Genomic DNA, 18,650 nt, shown 5'->3' on the forward strand with positions numbered 1-18,650 from the left:
TCCGCTACGCCGCGGCGGCGGGGTGCAGGAGGGCGCGGGTGACGACGCTGCCGTGCCAGGTGCGACCCGCGACGACGAGCCACGCGCCGACGAGCGCGACGAACGACGCGACGGCGAGCGCCCCCGCCGCGCGCGAGCCGGTGTGCAGCGCCAGCCCCGACAGGCCGGTCACGCACGTGCCGACCGGGAACGTGAACGCCCACCAGGTGAGCGCGAACGGCAGCCCGGTCCGCGCGGCGCGCCGGGTGACGACGACCGCGATGGTGGCCCACAGCACCGCGAAGCCGAGGACGGGCACGGCGTACAGGACGCCCGCCACCTCGAGCAGGCGTGCGGTCGGCTGGGCGACGACGAGGTCCGCCTCGCCGCCGAGGGCGAGCGCCGCGGTCGCCGACTGACCGAGCGGGCCGAGCACGATCCAGAGCGTCGGCACCAGCGCGGGCGCGCCGACGCCGTGCCGCACCAGGCGGCCCCACACCAGCGGCAGCACCAGCACCGTCGCCAGGAGCGCGATCCCGAACATGGCGCCGAGGGCGAGGGCGAACGTCAGCCGTGCCTGGCCCGCGGGGACGCGGGGGAGCAGGAGCGCACCGGTCGCGGCCGAGACCATCGGGGGCACCACCGGCATCAGCCACCCGGCGAACGGCGCCTCGTCGGACCGGGCGTGCCGGGTCAGCTGCAGGACGGGGACGGCGACCGCGGAGGCGAGCCCCAGCACCGTGCCGACGGTCCACGCGGTTGCGCCGACGACGAGCGCGGCCCGGTCGCCGAGCAGCGCGGGTCCCAGCAGCAGGCTCCCGGCACCGACGGTGAGGAACGCCATCGGCGGGGCCCCGTAGAAGTGCGCCATCACCGGGTCGAGGTGGTGCCCGCGCGCGGTGCCGCGGTAGGCGTACCAGTGCCGGGCGGTGGCACCGACCAGCACGACGAGCAGCGCCGCCGCGACCAGCCAGACCACGGTCGCCGCCACGCGCAGCCCGGGCACCTGCACCGGCAGCCCGGCCGCGGACGTCGCGACGATCCCCGTGCCCATGACGGCCGCGAACCAGTTGGGGGTGACGTGCGCGGCGGTCAGCGGGAGGCGGGCGGGGGCGGGGTGCAGCATGCCTCGAGTCTGGACGGGGCACCGGTCGCGCGGTAGACGACGGACGTTGTCGGGCCACAACCTATGCTTGTGTCGATGTGTCCAGGACACAAGGAGGCGTGGTGGCTGACCTGACCGCCCTGCGGGTGCTCGTCGCCGTCGACCGGGACGGGAGCATCTCTGCCGCGGCGCGTGCGCTGGGACTGAGCCAGCAGGCCGTCTCGCAGCGCGTGCGCGGGCTCGAGCGGGAGGTCGGTGCGCGGCTCGTCGCACGGTCGACCCGCGGGTCCGCGCTCACCGAGACCGGCCGGCTGGTCGCCGCGTGGGCCGGGGAGGTCGTCGACGCCGCGACCCGGTTCGACGTCGCGGTCGAGGCGCTGCGCGCTCCCGGCGCCACACCCCTGCGGGTCGCCGCGAGCCTGACGGTCGCCGAGTACCTGCTGCCCGCGTGGCTGGTCCGGCTGCGCGCCGCCGGCGTCCCGGGCGGCGACGCCGTCGAGCTCACGGCGGTGAACAGCGCGGGCGTGGTCGAGCTGGTGCGCGCCGGCAGCCACGACGTCGGCTTCGTCGAGACCCCGCACCCGCCCGAGGACCTGCGCAGGCGCACGCTCGGGCACGACGAGCTCGTCGTCGTCGTCGGTCCCGACCACGCGTGGGCACGCCGGGCGACCCCGCTGACCTCCGCCGAGCTCGCCGCGACGCCGCTGGTGACGCGCGAGCCCGGTTCCGGGACGCGCGCCGCGCTCGAGGCCGCGCTCGCCCGACACCTCGCCATCGAGGTCGCCGACCTGCCCCGCCCGCTCGCGCAGCTGCCGACCACGGCGGCCGTGCGCGCCACCGTCGCCGCCGGTGCGGGTCCGGCCGTGCTCAGCCTGCTCGCGGTGCGCGACGCGCTCGCGGCCGGGAGCCTGCGCCGCGTGCCGCTCGCCGACCTGCGCCTGACCCGTCCGCTGAGCGTCGTCTGGTCGCCCACGCTCCCGCGTGTGCCGGACGCGGCCCGCGCCCTGCTCGAGATCATCGCCGCCGAGCGGACACGCACGGGCGAAGGGCGCACCATGGGGTGATGATCCTCGACGCGTGGCGGGACAAGGTCGGCACCTCGCTCTTCCTGCGGGTGGCCGGCCCGGACGGGCTCGCGAGCCGCGCCCGGATCCACGGCACCCCCGGTCCGCGCTGGTTCGCGCCGGACTCGGCGATCTGCCGCGTGCACGGCGACGCCTCGATGTTCGTCGGCGGCCTGCGCGCGCTCCTGCTGCAGGCGCTGCACCCCGCCGCCATGGCGGGGGTCGCCGGGCACTCGGGCTACCGCGGCGACCCGTGGGGCCGCCTCGCCCGCACCAGCACGTTCCTGGCGGTCACCGCGTTCGGTACCGCCGACGACGCGCAGGAGGCCGTCGACCGCGTCCGGGCCGTGCACGAGCGGGTGCGTGGCCGCACGCCCGACGGCGTGCCGTACCGCGCCGACGACCCCGAGCTCCTGCGGTGGGTGCACACGGCGGAGGTCGACTCGTTCCTGCGCGCCCACCAGCGCTTCGGCAGCCGGCCGCTCGACCGGGCGGGCGCCGACGCCTACCTGCGGGACGCCGCGGTCGTCGGCCACGCCCTCGGGGCGACCGGTCTCCCGGAGGACGTGGACGCCCTCGCGGACACCCTCGCGGCGTTCCGGCCGTCGCTCGCAGCTGGCGAGCAGGCGCGCGACACGGCGCGGTTCCTCCTCGCCGAGCCGCCCGTCCCGTCCTCGCTGCGGCCCGGGTACGCGCTCCTGTCCCGCGCCGCCGTCGCCACGCTGCCCGACTGGGCGGTCGCCGAGCTCGGTCTGCCCGTGCCCCGCCCGGCGGCGCGTCGGGTCGCGCTCGCGGGCGGGCAGGTGGTGACGCGCTCGATCAGGTTCGTGCTGGGGCCGGGGGACGCGCGGCGGGTCACGGCGGCCGCGTCGCCGTCGCCCGTGGCGGACCCGGTCTGACGTCCGCCGCGCGACGCGCGCCGGTTCCGCGCGCGTCCGCGCCGGGTGAGGACGACGATGAGCAGCGTCGCCGGCCGTGCGCGCCGGCGCGGGGAGGCGGGACATGAGCGGCACGCAGGAACAGGTCGTCGACGTCGTCGTCGTCGGAGGCGGCGCGGTGGGGGAGAACGCCGCGGACCGCGCCTCGCGGACGGGGCTGGACGTCGCGCTCGTCGAGGGCGCGCTCGTCGGCGGCGAGTGCTCGTACTGGGCCTGCATGCCGTCGAAGGTCCTGCTGCGCCCCGGCGCGGCGCGCGACGCCGCGCGCCGCACGCCCGGGGTCGCGGACCCCGGGGACCTCGACGTCGCCGCCGTCCTGGCCCGGCGCGACGAGATCACGCACGGCTGGGACGACTCCAGCCAGGCCGAGTGGGTGAGCAGCGCCGGACTGACGCTCGTGCGCGGGCACGCGCGGTTCACCGGCCCGCGGGAGCTGACGGTCACGTCCGACGAGGGGACGACGACGCTGCGCGCCCGCCACGCGATCGTCGTCGCGACCGGATCGACGGCCTCCCTGCCGCCGATCGAGGGCCTCGCGGACGCGCGGCCCTGGACCAGCCGGGAGGCGACGGCCGCGCAGCACGTCCCCGCGCGGCTCGTCGTGCTGGGCGGCGGCGTGGTCGGCGTCGAGATGGCGACGGCGTGGGCGAGCCTGGGCTCCGAGGTCACGCTCGTCGTGCGTGGCAGCGGCATCCTGGCGGGCGCCGAGCCGTTCGCCGGCGAGCTGGTCCTGGAGGCGCTGCGTGCCGCGGGTGTCCGCGTGCTCCTGGGTGCCGAGGCGCGTGCGGTGCACCGCGACGCCGAGGGCGTCCACGTGACGCTCGACGACGAGCGGCTGGACGCCGACGAGGTCCTGGTCGCCACCGGACGGCACCCGCGCACGCGCGATCTCGGTGTCGAGGTCCTGGGGCTGGATCCCGGCGCCCCGATCGAGGTCGACGACTCGCTGGCGGCGGTCGGCGTCGACGGCGGCTGGCTCTTCGCCGTCGGGGACGTCACGGGCCGCACCGGGACCACGCACCAGGGCAAGTACGACGCCCGGGTGGTCGGGGACGTGGTGGCCGCGCGGTTCGGCGACGACGAGGACGCGCGGACGGCCGAGGCGTCGGCCGGGGCATGGAGCCGGTACCGCGCCACCGCCGACCACGCCGCCGTCCCGCAGGTGGTGTTCTCCCACCCCGAGGTCGCGTGGGTGGGTCGCACCGAGGCGGAGGCGCGCGAGGCCGGGCTGGACGTCCGGGTCGTGTCCTACGAGCTCGCGGACGTCGCCGGGGCCAGCGTGATCTCGCCGGACTACCGGGGCCGGGCCCAGCTCGTGCTCGACGCCGGGCGCGACGACGTCGTCGTGGGCGCGACGTTCGTCGGGCCCGACGCGGCCGAGATGCTGCACGCCGCGACCATCGCCGTGGTCGGGGAGGTTCCGCTGTCGCGGCTGTGGCACGCGGTGCCCTCGTACCCGACCGTCAGCGAGGTCTGGCTCCGGTTCGCCGAGACCGCGGGTCTGTAGCCCGACGACAGGGACGGCCGAGGCCGGCGACGGGCGTCGCCGGCCTCGATCGTGCCGGGGTGTGCTAGGGCCGCCGTCAGCTCGCGAGCGAACCGTCGCTGGAGAGCACGAGGCCCATCGCGGCCTCGCCCTTGCGCACGGCCTCACCGATCAGCCCGAAGTCGTAGGCGGTGAACTCCGTGAACGTCAGCCCGTAGGTCTCCTCGAGACCGATCTGGCAGAAGGGGCGCTCGGGGCACTCGGCGGGCCCGGCGAGCGTCAGGCCGCCGCCGCACGCCTCGGCGAGGTCGCTCAGGGTGGTCACGCCGTGCTCGTCGGCGAACTCCTGGGTGACCGCGAACGCGTTCTGGTCCTGCGCGTCCGAGGCCGTGCCGATGATCAGCCCGCTCTTGCGCGCGAGCGGCTCGAGACCGGACATGGTCTCGGCGATGTCGCCCGACGCGACGGACTCGGCGTCCGCGCCGTTGACCTTCGCGTTGAGGAAGTCGCTCAGCGTGGCCGCGTACTCGGGCACGGCCACGACGTCGCCCTTCTCGAGCGCGGGCAGGTAGGTCTCACGGTTGCCGATCGTGCGGACCTCGACGTCGTAGCCCGCCGACGTCAGCACGGCGGCGTAGATCTCGGCGAGCGTGGCGCTCTCGGAGAAGTTCGCGGCGCCGATCGTGAGCGAGGCCCCCTCGCCGGGGGTGTCCTGGGCGGCGAGCCCCTCGTCCTCGACGTACTGCGCCGCGACCTCGCTGGACGTCTGGCGGTCGATGTCGACCGCCATGTTCAGGCCGATCAGCTTCTCGGTGTCCAGGCTCTCCGAGACCGCGTTCAGCAGGTCGACGATGTCGGGGTGCGCCTTCGCGGCCTTCTCGTTGATCGCCGGGACGATGTTCTCGGAGTTCTGCAGCGCCTGGTCGTCCTCGAGGACCACCAGCTGGTCCCCGGCGACGGGCTCGCACGCCGAGCCGGTGGCGGAGGTGTCGGTGGTCGGGTCGGCGACGCCGCCGCCGGAGCCGGGGTCGCCGCAGCCCGCGAGGAGCAGCGCGGCGCCGAGCGTGGTGGCGGACAGGAGGGCGAGGGCCGGGCGACGGCCGGTCCGCAGGTGCGTACGGCTCAGGGACATGGTGACTCCAGACAGGGGACGACGAGGTGCGTGCGAGCTGGGGTGACGAGCTGGTGGCGGGCTGCTCCCCGCGGTGCGCTCATGAGGACGGTCCATTCGACCCGCCCACGGCGGCGGCGGCAACCCCTGGGGCGGGATCCGCCGCCGTCGTGGGACGTCGGCGGGCGGTTCGCCCGCGGGAGGCCGTCCCACGGGCGGCCGCGCGCACACCGCGCGGCGTCACCGCGCGCTGCGCGAGGGCGAGCAGTCCCTCGGCGACCAGGCAGAGCCCGGCGACCAGGAGCCCGCCCGCGAGGACCTGCCCGTAGCGCTGCGTCGCGAAGCCGCTGACGATGACGGAGCCGAGGCTGCGGCCGCCGACGAGCGCCGCGAGCGGCACGGTCGCGAGCACCTGCACGACGGCGGTCCGCACGCCGGCGGCGACCAGCGGCACCGCGAGCGGGAGCTCGACGAGGACCAGACGGCGCCGGCTGCTCATCCCGAGCCCGCGCGCCGCGTCCAGCACGTCGCGGTCGACGCCGCCCAGCCCGGTCACGGTGTTGGTGAGCAGCGGCGGCACCGCGAACACGGCGCACGCGAGGACGGTCGCGGTGTTCCCGAAGAGCCCCGCCGAGGCGAACAGGGTGAGCAGCGCGAGCGTCGGGAGGGCGCGCGTGGTGTTGGCGACGACGACGCCGAGCGTGGCGCCGCGGCGCGCGTGCCCGAGCCAGATCCCCGCGGGCATCGCCACCAGCGCCGCGAGCAGCACGGCCAGGAACGTCACGCTCAGGTGCGCCCAGGTCAGGGCGAGCACGCCGTTCCGCCCGGTCCAGTTCAACGGGTCGTTGAGCCAGGCGACGGCCTCGGTCAGGATGTCCATGCGCGCTCCCTCACGCCGCCGAGTCCGCGAGCATCCGGGTCGAGCGCGACCAGGGCGTCATCAGCCGGCCGACGAACACCACGAGCACGTCACCGACGAGGGCGAGCACCAGGCACAGCACCGTCGCCGTCATGATCTCGGCGTGGTAGTCGCTGCGGAAGCCGCGGAACATCAGCTGCCCGAGCCCTCCGTACCCGACGACGACGCCCACCGTCACCAGCGCGACGGTGGTCACCGTCGCGACCCGGACGCCCGCCACGATGCTGGGCAGCGCCTGCGGGAGCTCGACCTGCAGCAGCATGCGCACGCGGCCGTAGCCCATGCCGCGCGCGGCGTCCGTCACCGCCGGGTCCACGCCCTGCAGCCCGACGAGCACGTTGCGGACCAGCACCAGGAGCGCGTACGCGACCAGGCCGATCAGCACCGTCGCGCGCCCGATCCCCGTGTAGGGGGCGAGCAGCGCGAACAGCGCGAGGGAGGGCACGGTGTAGAGCACACCCGCGCTGCCGACGATCGGGGCCGCCAGCCGGGGCCGCAGGTGGGCGACGGCCGCGAGCGGCAGCGCGATCACGAGCGCGATGACGACGGCCTGCAGCGTCAGTGAGACGTGCTGCGAGAGCGCGCGCTCGATGTCCGACGAGTTGCGCGTCACGTAGTCCCAGGAGAACCAGGGATTGGGCGGCGCGTCGGTCACGAGCATGGCAGCGAACCTAACGGCGACCGCCGACATCCGCAGATCAGGGTCGCGGCTGTCGGTGCGCACCGTTAGCGTCCTGTGGCGTGACGGACGGTGCAGCAGAGAACGCACGAGGAGACGCAGGGCACGCGGCTGGCGACGCGGCGATCCGCTTCGAGCGCGTCGCCAAGCGGTACGCGGTCGGTGAGCAGGGGCCGGATGCGCCGGCGGCGGTCGACGAGCTGACGCTCGACGTGCGCGCGCACGAGGTCCTGGTCCTCGTCGGCCCGTCCGGCTGCGGCAAGTCGACGACCCTGCGGATGGTCAACCGCCTCGTCGAACCGACCGCCGGACGCGTGCTGCTGGAAGGCGAGGACGTCTCCACGGTCGACCCCGTCGAGCTGCGCCGTCGCATCGGCTACGTGATCCAGAACGTCGGACTCTTCCCGCACCGCACCGTCGCCCAGAACGTGGCGACGGTCCCGCGCCTGCTGGCCTGGGACAAGGCGCGCACCCGCACGCGTGTGAATGAGCTGCTCGAGCTCGTCGGCCTCGCCCCGGACCGCTACGCCAAGCGCTACCCGCACGAGCTCTCCGGCGGGGAGCGTCAGCGCGTCGGCGTCGCGCGCGCCCTGGCCACCGACCCGCCCGTCCTGCTGATGGACGAGCCGTTCGGCGCCGTCGACCCCGTGGGCCGCCGCCGCCTGCAGGACGAGTTCCAGCGCATCCAGCGCGAGCTCGGCACCACGGTCATGCTCGTGACGCACGACATCGACGAGGCGGTCCGCATGGCCGACCGCGTCGCCGTGCTCAGCACCGGCGCCCACCTCGAGCAGCTCGCCCCGCCCCTCGAGATCGTCGCCAACCCCGCGACGCCCGCGGTCGCCGACCTCGTCGGGCGCGGCCGCACCGCCCGCCTGCTCTCCCTGGGCCGCCTCGAGCGCGCGGACGTCACCGCTCCGCCGCCCGCGAACCAGGACGGCGGCACCGCCGGCGTCCGCCTCGGCGACGAGCTGGCGGAGGTGCTGGACGCCCTCACCCGAGACTCCGCGCAGGCGCTCCCGGTCCGCGACGGCGACGCCGTGATCGGCTCCGTCGACGCGGAAGGCGTCCTGCGCGCACTCCGACGCCTCGGCGTCGTGGAGGAGCCTGCAACACGCCCGTGACCCTGCGCTGACGTCGCGAGGCTCGCGGCAGGGTGCAGTGATGCCAGCGGGCGTCCTCGACGACCTACGTCGACGGCAAGGCCTACACCACGAAGGTCGACGCGTACGACAAGGGGTACCGCCCACTGTCGACCACGGTCGCGCTGCCCGCGGTGGGTGCGCTGGCGAAGCTTCCGAGCCGGGAGTTCACCACCCGGACCCGGTACACCGCTGACGGCCAGACCGAGCAGGTCCTGCTCCCGGCGATCAGCCAGCAGGTCGGCGGCATCGAGTCCAAGGTCTTGGGCGCCGAGCGGGTCACCACGTACTACGACTCGGCCTCTACGCCCCGGTGGATGGCCGGCGGCTTCGGGTGGGGCACCTACGTCGCCGACTCCCGCACGTCGGTCTACGGCGAGCCGCTGGCGATGGACCTGGGCAACACCTACGGCACGGTCGCGTCCTACCGCTACGACGCGGTCACCCGCCGGGTGGCGCGCATCAGCCTGGACCGTGAGCAGGTCGACGGAACGGACCTGTCGCTGCAGTACGCCTACGACGACGCGGGCAACGTGATCTCCGCGAAGGACCGGCCCACCGCGTCGTCGGGTCAGCTGGACCGGCAGGACAACCAGTGCTTCGAGTACGACGACTGGCAGCGCCTGATCGAGGCGTGGTCGGCCAGCAGCGCGTCCAGCTGCACGGCGCCGATCACGAGCGAGAGCGTCGGTGGGGCGTCTCCGTACTGGCAGGAGTACACCTATGACGAGCTGGGTAACCGCACGAGCGTGGTGCAGCACGACACCACGTCGAACGGCCGCACCAAGATCGACTACGAGTACGCCGGCGCGAGCTCCCACCGGCTGACGAGGATCGAGTCGTCCCGCAACGGCGCGACCAGCACCACCGGGACGTTCTCCTACGACGACGCGGGGAACGTGACCCAGCGTTCGGTCTCGGGAACACCGAGCAAGGCGCTGGACTGGGACGCGACCGGACGCCTGTCGGCGATCACCAAGGTCAACCGGACCGATGCGCTCGAGGCGGGCGAGGCGTCCTTCGTGTACGACGGGTCGGGTCAGCGTCTGACCCGGACCAACGACGAGGGCACCACGGTGTACCTGCCCGGCGGGCAGGAGTTTCTCGTCAAGACCACCGGCGAGGTCCAGCCCACCAGGTACTACTCGTTCGCGGGGCAGACCGTCGCGGTGCGCACGGGCCGCGGTCTCGAGGGCGTCACGTCCCTGGTCGCCGACGCGCACGGCACGGTGCTGGTCGCGGTGGCGAATACCCAGCGTGCGGGTGAGGTCGCGCGCGTGTACTCCGATCCGTTCGGTGCGGGTCGGCAGGCCGGTACGGCGGAGCTGGTGCCGGGTGATCGGGGGTTCTTGGGCAAGACCCGTGATGACGGCTCGGGGCTGACCTTGTTGGGGGCGCGGTACTACGACGAGGTCACTGGCCGGTTCGTGTCGGTGGACCCGTTGCTGGATCCGGGTGTGCCGGCGCAGTTCAACGCGTACGTGTACTCGGCGAACAACCCGATGACGTGGTCGGACCCGTCGGGCCTGTTCTGGGGTCTGGGTGATGCGTGGAACGCGGTCAAGGGGGTGGCCTCGGCGACGGTCGACTTCGTGGACCGGTACCAGGGCGAGATCGTCGGGGGCATCGCCGGGGTCGTGACGTTCAGCGGGTGCATGGCCGGGTCGTGGGGTGTGGGGTCGGTCGGGTGCGCTGCTGCCGCTGGTGCTGTGGGTGGTGCGGTGACGAACTTGTGGAAGTCGCAGGTTCAGCACACTCAGGAGTTCAGTGTGGCGTCGTTCGCGACGGACACGGTGATGGGTGCCGCCTCCGGTGTGCTCGGCCTGGGGGCGGGGACCGTGGCCTCGGAGTTCGTGGCGCCGGCGGTCAAGGCCGCGGGTGCGGCGGTCAGCTCGGCGGTGCGCACTGCCGCGCCGCGGGCGGCAGCGGCAGCGTCGTCGGCGGGTCGGGCGGCCGGTAAGGCGGCCGCCGCGGTGCGGTCGGTACCCCGACGCGTCACGAGCGGCGCGGGGCAGACGCGCGATGGCGCCGGAGCGGCATCTCGGGGCGCCGCAGAGGCGGAGGCCTCTATCGTGGTCACCGAGCGGACAGCCGCGCAGGCGCTCAAGCCGAGCGAGGCTGTTCCACGCTGGGATGAGTTCCTCGGGAAAGGCCGACTACTAATCTTCACCCGCGAACGGGGGTACCCGACCCGAACCGGATCGTCTCCTCGGATGGTCTGCGAAGCATTCGGTTCGGGCCGCATGAGATGCGGAGTTCGCCGACCAGACTCCACTATCACGAGGAGACCTGGCGTTTTGACTCCGGCTCGAACACGTGGTTCGTCGACAACGTCCTGGTGCGGGTTCCCGTTTCGAAGGGGGCGTGGTGATGCGGCTGGATGTTGTGCGGTTAGCGGCGGGCAACCGGCTTTTCGTTGAAGGTGGGAGCGGCGATGTCGTCGGCGTAGTCGCTTGGGGAGGCGAGGAACTTCTGCCTTGCGTTCGGGACTCGGATGTCGAATTGGCAGTGCCATCGGCAGTCGATTGGCGCGACATCGGTGTCGGCGATCGAGCGGCAAACGTCCCGGCGCCGGCCTGCGAGGAGTTGCGGCTCCGGGGATTGATCGAGGACCTCGACCAGGATGGAGTGCTGACGGTGCTCGCGGCAGGGCATCTCGTTCTCATCGACACCGTAGGGGAACCGCCATTCCATGTAGTCGGCCAGGAAGTGGCGATGCTGGTTCGCGCCGCAGAGGTATACCCGACTGGCGTGTGAGCGCTGATCAGCATCAGGGGAGGCGTCGTCGGCGGATCAGGCGGCGGGTAGGGCGTTCGCGGCGTCAAAGCATGCACCCCAACGTTTCGCGGGCGGCGGTTGCGATCCCGGTCGATCGCGGTTTTGCCGCTCGTGCTCCCGGCTGGCGGCTCGACCAGGGCGATCGCGGATGTGCAGGTGGCGCAGGAGGTGCTGAGGTCCGACCCGCATGGCGGTGAGCAGGCCGCCAAGTCGGTGGCGCACGTGTGAGTGCACGACGACACCCTGACCGATCTGGTCATCGATGGTCAGGTGATCGCCGCGACCGAGGACCACCCGTTCTGGTCGGTCACCGACCACGGGTTCGAACGTGGGGCGGTGACGTTCAGCGGGTGCATGGCTTCTCTGATGCGGTTGAACAAGGGCTCGACCATATGGCGGACGAGATCCGTGCGGGCAACGTCATCCACGTGATCGAAGGGGTTGGCGACGCGTGCACGTCAGCAGGGCGTTGTGCGGTAGGGGAGTACCTGAGCCACTTCGAGGGGCGATCCCCGGACTTCATCGATGCAAGGACCGGTGCCGGGATCGTTATCGACAGGACCGGGTCTTCTCCGGTGGTCATCGTTCAGAAGCCGTGGCAGATCAGCGGCTACCATGCAGACGAGAAATACATTCGACGGCAGGTCGCAAGGGGAGCGTGGGACTGATGGATGTGCAGATCAAAGGGGAGGAGTACATCCTCACCCTTCCTCGGTTCGAGTTCCTGCTGCTCGCGGGCGCCCTTGACGAACATCTGCTGCTCCGGGGTGAGCGTTTCGATGTTCTGGGATACAGCCACGAAGAGGCGGAGGCGTTCGCCGACGAGTTGGCCCGTCGCACCCAGATCGCCAGGAACATGGCGCTGGGCGACGCAGAGCGCGACCAATGAGAGGAGGAGAAGGGGGCGAGTGCGCTTTGGTGCACGGCGACACCCTGACCGACCTGGTCATCGACGGTCAGGTGATCACCGCGATCGAGGACCACCCGTTCTGGTCGGTCACCGACCACACGTTCGAACATGTCGACCAGCTCGCCGCCGGTGAGAAGGTCCTGGCCGCCGACGGGACAACCCTGACCGTGACCGGGTTCGGCCACGAGCCGCACCGCACCCGCGTACAACCCGACCATCACCGACATCCACACCGACCACGTCGGCGCCCCCGCTATCCTCGTGCGCAACACACGCTTCTTCGGTGGTCGGATGCCCGCCGCGAATCCCTTTGCGGTATCGTGACTGACCTGACCCCGCTGCACGATGCACTGTTGGAACTCGGACTCGAAGACTGGATTCCGCTTCCCGAGATTCTCGACACTCCAGAGGTGCGCCCGCTCGTCGAGGGTGAGGCGGCGATCCATCGCGTCTCCAGCGCGCTGGTCGACCTCTTGGCGCAGGATCTGATCCAAGTATGGTTCGGGAAATGGTCGGACGAGCCGAGTCCCGCACCTCGCACGCTCGCTGAGGAGTTGCTGCTCGACGAGCGCCGGTACTCAGTTAGTGCTGAAGACGCCGACCTGGACCGGGCGTACTTCGTTAATGTCGCGAACTTCCGTGTCGGGTAGCGAGTGGTCTGCTGCACGGATAGGTGATACCTGACCTGTGGGGACTCGGTCCGCGGCCGGGACGTTCTGACGCTGCGGGCGGACAATCGGTGGCGTCTATGCGTCGCTGGGACTCTCTGTCGCCGCACGGGGGTGGGTGGACAGGTCCAGCAGCCGGCGCCTGAGCGCGTTCGAGCGCTCGGAGTAGTCGCGTTGCCGGCGGATGTACTCGGACTTGCCGTCGGGGGTCTCGATGGAGACCGGGTCGAGCCCGTACGACGAGACGTCGTACGGCGAGGCCTGCATGTCGGTGAGACGGATGTCGCGGGCCAGCTCGAACGCGTCGAGCAGCAGGTCGCCGGGGACGAGCGGGCCGAGCTTGAGGCACCACTTGTAGACGTCCATGTTGGCGTGCAGGCACCCGGGCTGCTCCATCGCGACCTGGGTCTCGCGGGTGGGCTGCAGAGTGTTGCGGTCCACCGCGTCGGGGGTGAAGAAGCGGAACGCGTCGACGTGCGTGCAGCGGATGCGGTGCGCCTCGACGACGGCGTCGGTACCGGCGCCGCCGAGCCGGAGGGGCAGGGGATGGCGGTGCTCCTGCTCGCGGTAGACCATCGCCCACTCGTGCAGCCCGAAGCACCCGGTCGCGGCGGGGCGGGAGAGGGTCGCGGTCACCAGGTCGACGACGTAGCGCACGGTGTCGCCGCGCTCGGCCAGGAACGCGTCGACGTCCAGGGTCACGCCACCCTCGTCGTCGGTGGTGTACCAGCGCCAGGCCGCGTGCGGTGCGGTGCCGTCGGGGCGCGGCGCCAGGGTCACGCCGGCGCCGGGGTGCCAGCGGCGCAGCTGCGCGGGCTTCGTCGGGTAGTACTCGAACAGGAAGTCCTCGATCGCGTGCCGCTCGCCGCGGGCGCGGCGCTCGCGGTGGCCCGCGGTCGACGCGTCGGCGCGGGCGGCGTGCGCCGCGGCGAGCGGACCCCACTCGTCGTGCCGCAGCACGACGGGGGAGGGGGTTGTGCTCGCGGTCATCCGTCCAGGGTACGGACGCGCTGGGGCGGTCCCGACGAGGGAGGGCTGCCATGCTGGTCGGCGTGCTGATCCTCGCCGTGGTGCTCGCCCTGCTCGCCGCCGTGCTGCACGTCGTGATCTTCGTGATGGAGGCGGTGCTGTTCCGGCGCCCGGACGTCCACGCGCGGTTCGCCACGCGCCCGCAGGACGTCGCGGCGGTGGCGCCGTGGGCGCTCAACCAGGGGTTCTACAACCTGTTCCTCGGGATCGGCGCGGCGGTCGGGGCGGGGCTCGCTCTCGTCGAGGGGACGCGTGACACGGGCCTCGCGCTGGTGCTGCTGGCGTGCGGGTCGATGCTCGCGGCCGCGCTCGTCCTGGGGTTCTCGGACCGGCGGATGCTGCGCGCGGCGGTCACCCAGGGGACCGTCCCGCTGCTCGCGGTCGTGGGCGCGCTCGTCGTGCTCGCGGGCTGACCGCCTGCCGCTGGTGCGAACGGGTGACGGTGCACGACGCTGTCGGTCCGCCCTGCCACACTGACCGCGCTGCGCCGACGAGGGCGCGCCGGGACCGGTCCGTGCTCCGGTGACAGGGGGCGGACGCGATGCGTCACGTGCATCGGTCAACCGCGGCGGCCGCCGCGCTCGTGGCGCTCGTCGCGGGGCTCGTCGTGGGCCCTCCGGCGGTCGCCGCCGGGACGCCGACGGACGCCGGTGACGTCCAGGCTGCCGCGACGGGAACCATCAGCGGGAAGGTCCGGATCGGTGGCGACCCGGCGTACGGGGCGACGGTCCGCCTGGTCGGCAAGACGGTCGAGGCGACCACGCGGACCGGGAAGTACCAGCTCACGGTGGCGCCGGGGACGGTCCAGCCCTACGTCGTCAAGGACCCGAAGGGCCGCTACTTCACGACGTACTACGGCAACACCGTCCGGCGGCCGGACGCCCGCAGCGTCACCGTGACCTCGGGCGGGGCCGTCACGGGCGCCAGCATCGACGTGGTGCGCACGGCGCGCGTGTCCGGCAAGGTCGTCGACGCCGCCGGCCGGCCGATGCCCTACGCGACCGTCTACGTCTGGTCGACGAACCGCGCTGGCCAGGCCGAGGTCACGGCGGACAGCCAGGGCCGGTTCTCCGCGGGTGGCCTGGCTGGCGGCTCCGCGCGGATCCTCGCGATCAAGGAGTACGCGCGCAGCGCCGAGAAGCCCGTCACGCTCAAGGCGGGCTCGACGCTGTCCGGTCAGGTGGTCCGCGTGACCGACGACGCGGTCGTCTGGGGCTACCTGCGCACGACGGGCTCGAGCCCCACTACGCAGGACGTCTCGCTGTTCGACGCGCAGCGTCGCTACATCACGACGTCGCGCCCCGCGAAGGACGGTTACTTCGGCTGGGGCCAGCTGGCGGCGGGCACCTACTACGTCTCGGTCGACGGAGCCAACGTCATGAAGTCCGTCAAGGTGGGTGCGCATGGCGTCGCGTCGGTCGGCACGCTGACGCGCGGACCGGTCGTGGTCGTCAAGGGTGTGGTCCGGTCCTCCGGGGGTTCGGCCGTGCGCGGTGCGACGGTGTACGCCACGGACCGGTACGGCATGGTCCGGACCATGGTCACCACGGACAGCTCGGGCCGCTACAGCGTGAACGGCGCCGTCTCGGGGGACTACGACGTGGTGGTGATCCCGCCCGCGTCCAGCACCGACGCGCTGACGTCGGTCGCGATCCGGGTGAGCGGCTCGAGCGCGGTGACGCGCGACGTGCGCCTGGTGCGTGGCGGCCGGCTCACGGGTGTCCTGCACGGCCCGGGCGGCCGGCCGGCGGTCGGCGTCGAGGTCGTGGTGGCCGCGGACGTTCGCTCGACGACCACCGACGCGTCGGGCCGGTGGACGCTGGTGGGTCTGCGCCCGGGGACCCGGACGGTGCAGCTCCGGGACCCTGAGTGGGTCGGCGGCTTCGTCACGACGACGCGGACGGCGACGGTGCGCACCGGCGCGACCGTCACGGTGCCGACGGTGACGATGTCCTGACGACCGCGCCCTCGGACAGGTCTCAGCCCCGGCTGCCCGGGCGGCGCGACGCGTCGTCCGGGCGCCGGGGGACCAGCAGGTCCGCGACGCCCGTCGAGACGGTGGCCATCGCCCGCTCGAGGGGTCCGCGGCCCAGCGTCGCGCGCCACGCCCAGCACAGCGCCGTCGTCGTCCCCAGGAAAGCGAGCCAGCCGGCCACGGTGGGCCGCCACACGACGTCGGTCCCGACGAGCGCGATCACGACGACGTGCACCGTGTACGCGGTCAGCGCGAGCGCGCCGACCGCCGCGACCGGCGCGACGACGCGCGGCCACCGCTGGGCGACCGCGAGCGAGGCCGCGAGCACGACGAACGCGGTGCCGGTGTTCCCGACGACCTCGAACGTCGTCGAGCTGTGCGGGGCGATCGACGCGAGCGACACCGGCGCCCCGAGCGCCTGGGCAGCCCACCCGCCGACGTAGCCGACCAGCACCAGGACCGCGCCCCATCCCACGAGCGCGCGCTGGACCGCGGGACGCGTGACGTCCTGGCGGCCGACCGCCAGGCCGGCGAGCAGGTACGCGAACCAGACCAGCGCGGGGTAGTGCGGCCCGACGACGAGCCCGACCAGCCCGCCCGGGTCCGTCGCCTCCGTGCCCATTCCGATCGCGGTGCGCACGGGCGGTGCGACGAGCGCGACCGACACGGCGGCGACGACGAGCGCCCAGGGCCGCCACGTGAGCACGAGGCAGCCCGCGGCGAAGAGCACCGCGTAGGTCGGCAGGATGACCAGGACGGGCGTCCCGAGCGCCTCGAGCGCCACGCCGATCACCAGGACGACGAGCGCGCGGCCGAGGATCCGCGCGCGGGACCGGGCCAGGTCCCGTCCGGTGACGGGACGGACGCCGCCGGACAGGAGCGCGAGCGAGACGCCGGCGAGCACGACGAAGAGCGCGGAGGGCCGTCCGTCGGCGAGGTGCAGGAGCCGGTCGGCCGGTGAGCCGTCGCCGGGCTCGGGACCGACGTGGGCGGTCATCATGCCGAGCACGGCGAGCCCGCGGGCGGCGTCGATCCCGACGATGCGCCCCGAGGAGAGCCGGGCGGTGCGGTCGCGCGGGTCGGACCGCGGCGCGTCGGACGGCCGGTCCCCGGGCAGCGCCATGGCGACGAGGCTACCCGGATCGGTTCGACCGCCGGTGTCTCGCATGCTGGGCCAGAACGTCCCGTCTCTTGATCGATCGGCCGGGATGCGCCCTACTCTCACGTGTGAGCACCCGTTCTGACGTCTACGTGCACGGCCACCACGAGTCCGTGCTGCGCTCCCACCGGTGGCGCACGGCCGCCAACTCGGCGGCGTACCTGCTCCCCGCTCTCGAGCCCGGGCAGCGGCTGCTCGACGTCGGCTGCGGACCGGGCACCGTCACGATCGACCTCGCGCAGCGGCTCGCGCCGGGCGAGGTCGTCGGGATCGACGCGTCCGCCGCGGTGGTCGACGTCGCACGCAAGGCGGCGGCCGAGGCCGGAGCGCTCAACGTGACGTTCGACGTGGCCGACGCCTACGCGCTGCCGTTCGAGGACGACGCGTTCGACGTGGTGCACGCGCACCAGGTGCTGCAGCACCTGACGGACCCCGTCGCCGCGCTCCGCGAGATGCGCCGCGTCGCGCGCCCCGGCGGCGTCGTCGCGGTCCGGGACGCGGACTACTCGGGCATGACCTGGTACCCGGACTCGGCAGGCCTCGACGAGTGGACGCAGCTCTACCACGAGGTCACGGAGGCCAACGGCACGGACGCCGACGCGGGCCGTCGCCTGCTGTCCTGGGTGCGCGAGGCCGGGTTCGACCCCGCGGGCATCGCGCCCAGCGCGGGGGTCTGGTGCTACGCGACGCCTGAGGACCGCACGTGGTGGTCGGACCTGTGGGCCGACCGGTGCGTCGCGTCGAGCTTCGCGGCCCAGGCGCTGGCGCACGGGCTCGCCGACGAGGTGGGGCTCGAGCAGCTCGCCGACGCGTGGCACGACTGGGGCCGGCAGCCCGACGGCTGGTTCACCGTGCTGCACGGCGAGGTCCTGGCCCGGGCCTGACGGCGCGAGCAGAGCGACCCCGACCGTAGGGTGGTCCCGTGCGCATCGCGAGGTTCACCACCGGCGGGGACCCCCGCTACGCCCTGGTCGAGAGCGAGCCGGGGTCCGAGGAGCTCGTCGTCATCACCGGCGACCCGATCTACACCCCCGTGCAGGCCACGGGGGAGCGGGTCCGGCTCGACGACGACGCGGTGCGCCTGCTCGCACCCGTCATCCCGCGGTCGAAGATCATCGGGGTCGGCCGCAACTACGCCGACCACGCCGCTGAGCACGGCGTGGACGTGCCGACGCAGCCGCTGCTGTTCCTCAAGCCCAACACCGCCGTGATCGGCCCGGACGACCCGATCGTCCTGCCGGACTGGAGCGAGCACGTCGAGTACGAGTCCGAGCTCGCGGTCGTGATCGGCAAGGTCACCAAGGACGTCCCGCCCGAGCGCGCGCTCGACCACGTCTTCGGGTTCACCGTGGCCAACGACGTCACGGCGCGCGACATCCAGCGCAGCGACGCGCAGTGGACCCGCGGCAAGGGCTTCGACGGCTCCTGCCCGATCGGCCCGTGGGTGGTTCCCGGGCTCGACGTCGACGACCTCGCCGTGCGGTCCCGCGTCAACGGCGAGCCCAAGCAGGACGGCCGTACGTCGCAGATGGTGTTCGACGTGGCGTACCTGGTGTCCTACTGCAGCGAGGTGTTCACGCTCCTGCCCGGCGACGTCATCCTCACGGGGACGCCCGCCGGCGTCGGCCCGATCGTGGACCGCGACGTCGTGGAGTGCGAGGTCGAGGAGATCGGCACGCTGCGCAACCCGGTGCTGCGCCGCCACTGA

Annotated in this window: 19 protein-coding genes; 13 read left to right on the top strand and 6 right to left on the bottom strand. The window is 73.3% G+C overall.

The genetic code is table 11. From position 1 onward, the window contains the following. Positions 1 to 4: 4 nt before the first annotated feature. Complete coding sequence (locus KIN34_RS14035) at positions 5 to 1,105, bottom strand: TDT family transporter (protein WP_214352328.1); 1,101 nt, start codon at positions 1,103 to 1,105, stop codon at positions 5 to 7. A 101-nt stretch (positions 1,106 to 1,206) separates the two neighbouring features. Between KIN34_RS14035 and KIN34_RS14040 the strand changes: the two genes are divergently transcribed. The 3 genes from KIN34_RS14040 (at position 1,207) to KIN34_RS14050 (ending at position 4,593) form a co-directional block, all read left to right on the top strand. Continuing rightward, on the top strand, positions 1,207 to 2,148 hold the full coding sequence (locus KIN34_RS14040) for a LysR family transcriptional regulator (protein ID WP_214352330.1): 942 nt from the start codon (positions 1,207 to 1,209) through the stop codon (positions 2,146 to 2,148). Beyond that, positions 2,148 to 3,047 carry an oxygenase MpaB family protein gene (locus KIN34_RS14045; RefSeq protein WP_214352332.1) on the top strand — a complete coding sequence of 300 codons (900 nt, stop codon included), beginning with the start codon at positions 2,148 to 2,150 and terminating at the stop codon, positions 3,045 to 3,047. The genes KIN34_RS14040 and KIN34_RS14045 overlap by 1 nt, the downstream gene beginning before the upstream one ends. Before the next feature lie 103 nt (positions 3,048 to 3,150). Beyond that, positions 3,151 to 4,593 carry a dihydrolipoyl dehydrogenase family protein gene (locus KIN34_RS14050; RefSeq protein WP_214352333.1) on the top strand — a complete coding sequence of 481 codons (1,443 nt, stop codon included), beginning with the start codon at positions 3,151 to 3,153 and terminating at the stop codon, positions 4,591 to 4,593. Positions 4,594 to 4,669: 76 nt separating this feature from the next. On the opposite strand, the gene KIN34_RS14055 is transcribed toward KIN34_RS14050, so the two are convergent. From KIN34_RS14055 to KIN34_RS14065, 3 genes are all read right to left on the bottom strand, one after another. After that, entirely contained in the window at positions 4,670 to 5,704 is a 1,035-nt protein-coding gene (locus KIN34_RS14055; RefSeq protein WP_214352335.1) for a glycine betaine ABC transporter substrate-binding protein, read from the bottom strand. A gap of 79 nt (positions 5,705 to 5,783) precedes the next feature. Further along, entirely contained in the window at positions 5,784 to 6,563 is a 780-nt protein-coding gene (locus tag KIN34_RS14060) for an ABC transporter permease (protein WP_214352337.1), read from the bottom strand. A gap of 10 nt (positions 6,564 to 6,573) precedes the next feature. Next, positions 6,574 to 7,263 carry an ABC transporter permease gene (locus KIN34_RS14065; protein ID WP_214352339.1) on the bottom strand — a complete coding sequence of 230 codons (690 nt, stop codon included), beginning with the start codon at positions 7,261 to 7,263 and terminating at the stop codon, positions 6,574 to 6,576. Positions 7,264 to 7,343: 80 nt separating this feature from the next. On the opposite strand from KIN34_RS14065, the gene KIN34_RS14070 reads away from it, so the two are divergent. The 6 genes from KIN34_RS14070 to KIN34_RS14095 all read left to right on the top strand — a co-directional run bounded on the left by KIN34_RS14070 (position 7,344) and on the right by KIN34_RS14095 (position 12,761). Further along, positions 7,344 to 8,405 carry an ABC transporter ATP-binding protein gene (locus tag KIN34_RS14070; RefSeq protein ID WP_307858266.1) on the top strand — a complete coding sequence of 354 codons (1,062 nt, stop codon included), beginning with the start codon at positions 7,344 to 7,346 and terminating at the stop codon, positions 8,403 to 8,405. A gap of 152 nt (positions 8,406 to 8,557) precedes the next feature. Further along, complete coding sequence (locus tag KIN34_RS14075; RefSeq protein ID WP_214352341.1) at positions 8,558 to 10,843, top strand: RHS repeat-associated core domain-containing protein; 2,286 nt, start codon at positions 8,558 to 8,560, stop codon at positions 10,841 to 10,843. Beyond that, positions 10,788 to 11,180 (top strand): hypothetical protein, encoded by a 393-nt coding sequence (locus KIN34_RS14080; protein ID WP_214352342.1) that lies wholly within the window; start codon positions 10,788 to 10,790, stop codon positions 11,178 to 11,180. The genes KIN34_RS14075 and KIN34_RS14080 overlap by 56 nt, the downstream gene beginning before the upstream one ends. 413 nt (positions 11,181 to 11,593) lie before the next feature. Further along, a complete protein-coding gene (locus tag KIN34_RS14085; protein WP_214352344.1) occupies positions 11,594 to 11,869 on the top strand; it encodes a hypothetical protein in 276 nt (91 codons plus the stop codon). Continuing rightward, complete coding sequence (locus KIN34_RS14090; protein WP_214352346.1) at positions 11,869 to 12,090, top strand: hypothetical protein; 222 nt, start codon at positions 11,869 to 11,871, stop codon at positions 12,088 to 12,090. Before KIN34_RS14085 ends, KIN34_RS14090 begins: the two co-directional genes overlap by 1 nt. 29 nt (positions 12,091 to 12,119) lie before the next feature. Beyond that, positions 12,120 to 12,761, top strand: coding sequence for a hypothetical protein (locus KIN34_RS14095; protein ID WP_214352348.1), 642 nt, complete (start codon positions 12,120 to 12,122; stop codon positions 12,759 to 12,761). Between the two features lie 96 nt (positions 12,762 to 12,857). On the opposite strand, the gene KIN34_RS14100 is transcribed toward KIN34_RS14095, so the two are convergent. Beyond that, complete coding sequence (locus KIN34_RS14100; protein WP_214352350.1) at positions 12,858 to 13,769, bottom strand: 3-methyladenine DNA glycosylase; 912 nt, start codon at positions 13,767 to 13,769, stop codon at positions 12,858 to 12,860. Between the two features lie 50 nt (positions 13,770 to 13,819). Here KIN34_RS14100 and KIN34_RS14105 point away from each other — a divergent pair, with 50 nt between their 5' ends. Beyond that, positions 13,820 to 14,221 (top strand): DUF1304 domain-containing protein, encoded by a 402-nt coding sequence (locus KIN34_RS14105; RefSeq protein WP_237689888.1) that lies wholly within the window; start codon positions 13,820 to 13,822, stop codon positions 14,219 to 14,221. A gap of 137 nt (positions 14,222 to 14,358) precedes the next feature. Next, complete coding sequence (locus KIN34_RS14110; protein ID WP_214352352.1) at positions 14,359 to 15,765, top strand: carboxypeptidase-like regulatory domain-containing protein; 1,407 nt, start codon at positions 14,359 to 14,361, stop codon at positions 15,763 to 15,765. Between the two features lie 22 nt (positions 15,766 to 15,787). Here the strand turns inward: KIN34_RS14110 and KIN34_RS14115 are convergent, their stop codons facing one another. Further along, the gene (locus KIN34_RS14115) at positions 15,788 to 16,906 is read right to left on the bottom strand and encodes a heparan-alpha-glucosaminide N-acetyltransferase domain-containing protein (RefSeq protein ID WP_214352354.1); all 1,119 of its coding nucleotides are present in this window, start codon (positions 16,904 to 16,906) and stop codon (positions 15,788 to 15,790) included. Positions 16,907 to 17,010: 104 nt separating this feature from the next. Between KIN34_RS14115 and KIN34_RS14120 the strand changes: the two genes are divergently transcribed. Both KIN34_RS14120 and KIN34_RS14125 read left to right on the top strand, forming a co-directional pair. Next, the gene (locus tag KIN34_RS14120; protein WP_214352356.1) at positions 17,011 to 17,826 is read left to right on the top strand and encodes a methyltransferase domain-containing protein; all 816 of its coding nucleotides are present in this window, start codon (positions 17,011 to 17,013) and stop codon (positions 17,824 to 17,826) included. Between the two features lie 38 nt (positions 17,827 to 17,864). Further along, complete coding sequence (locus KIN34_RS14125; protein ID WP_214352358.1) at positions 17,865 to 18,650, top strand: fumarylacetoacetate hydrolase family protein; 786 nt, start codon at positions 17,865 to 17,867, stop codon at positions 18,648 to 18,650.

The sequence above is a fragment of the Cellulomonas fulva genome, assembly GCF_018531375.1.
In the GTDB taxonomy this organism is placed as follows: domain Bacteria; phylum Actinomycetota; class Actinomycetes; order Actinomycetales; family Cellulomonadaceae; genus Cellulomonas; species Cellulomonas fulva.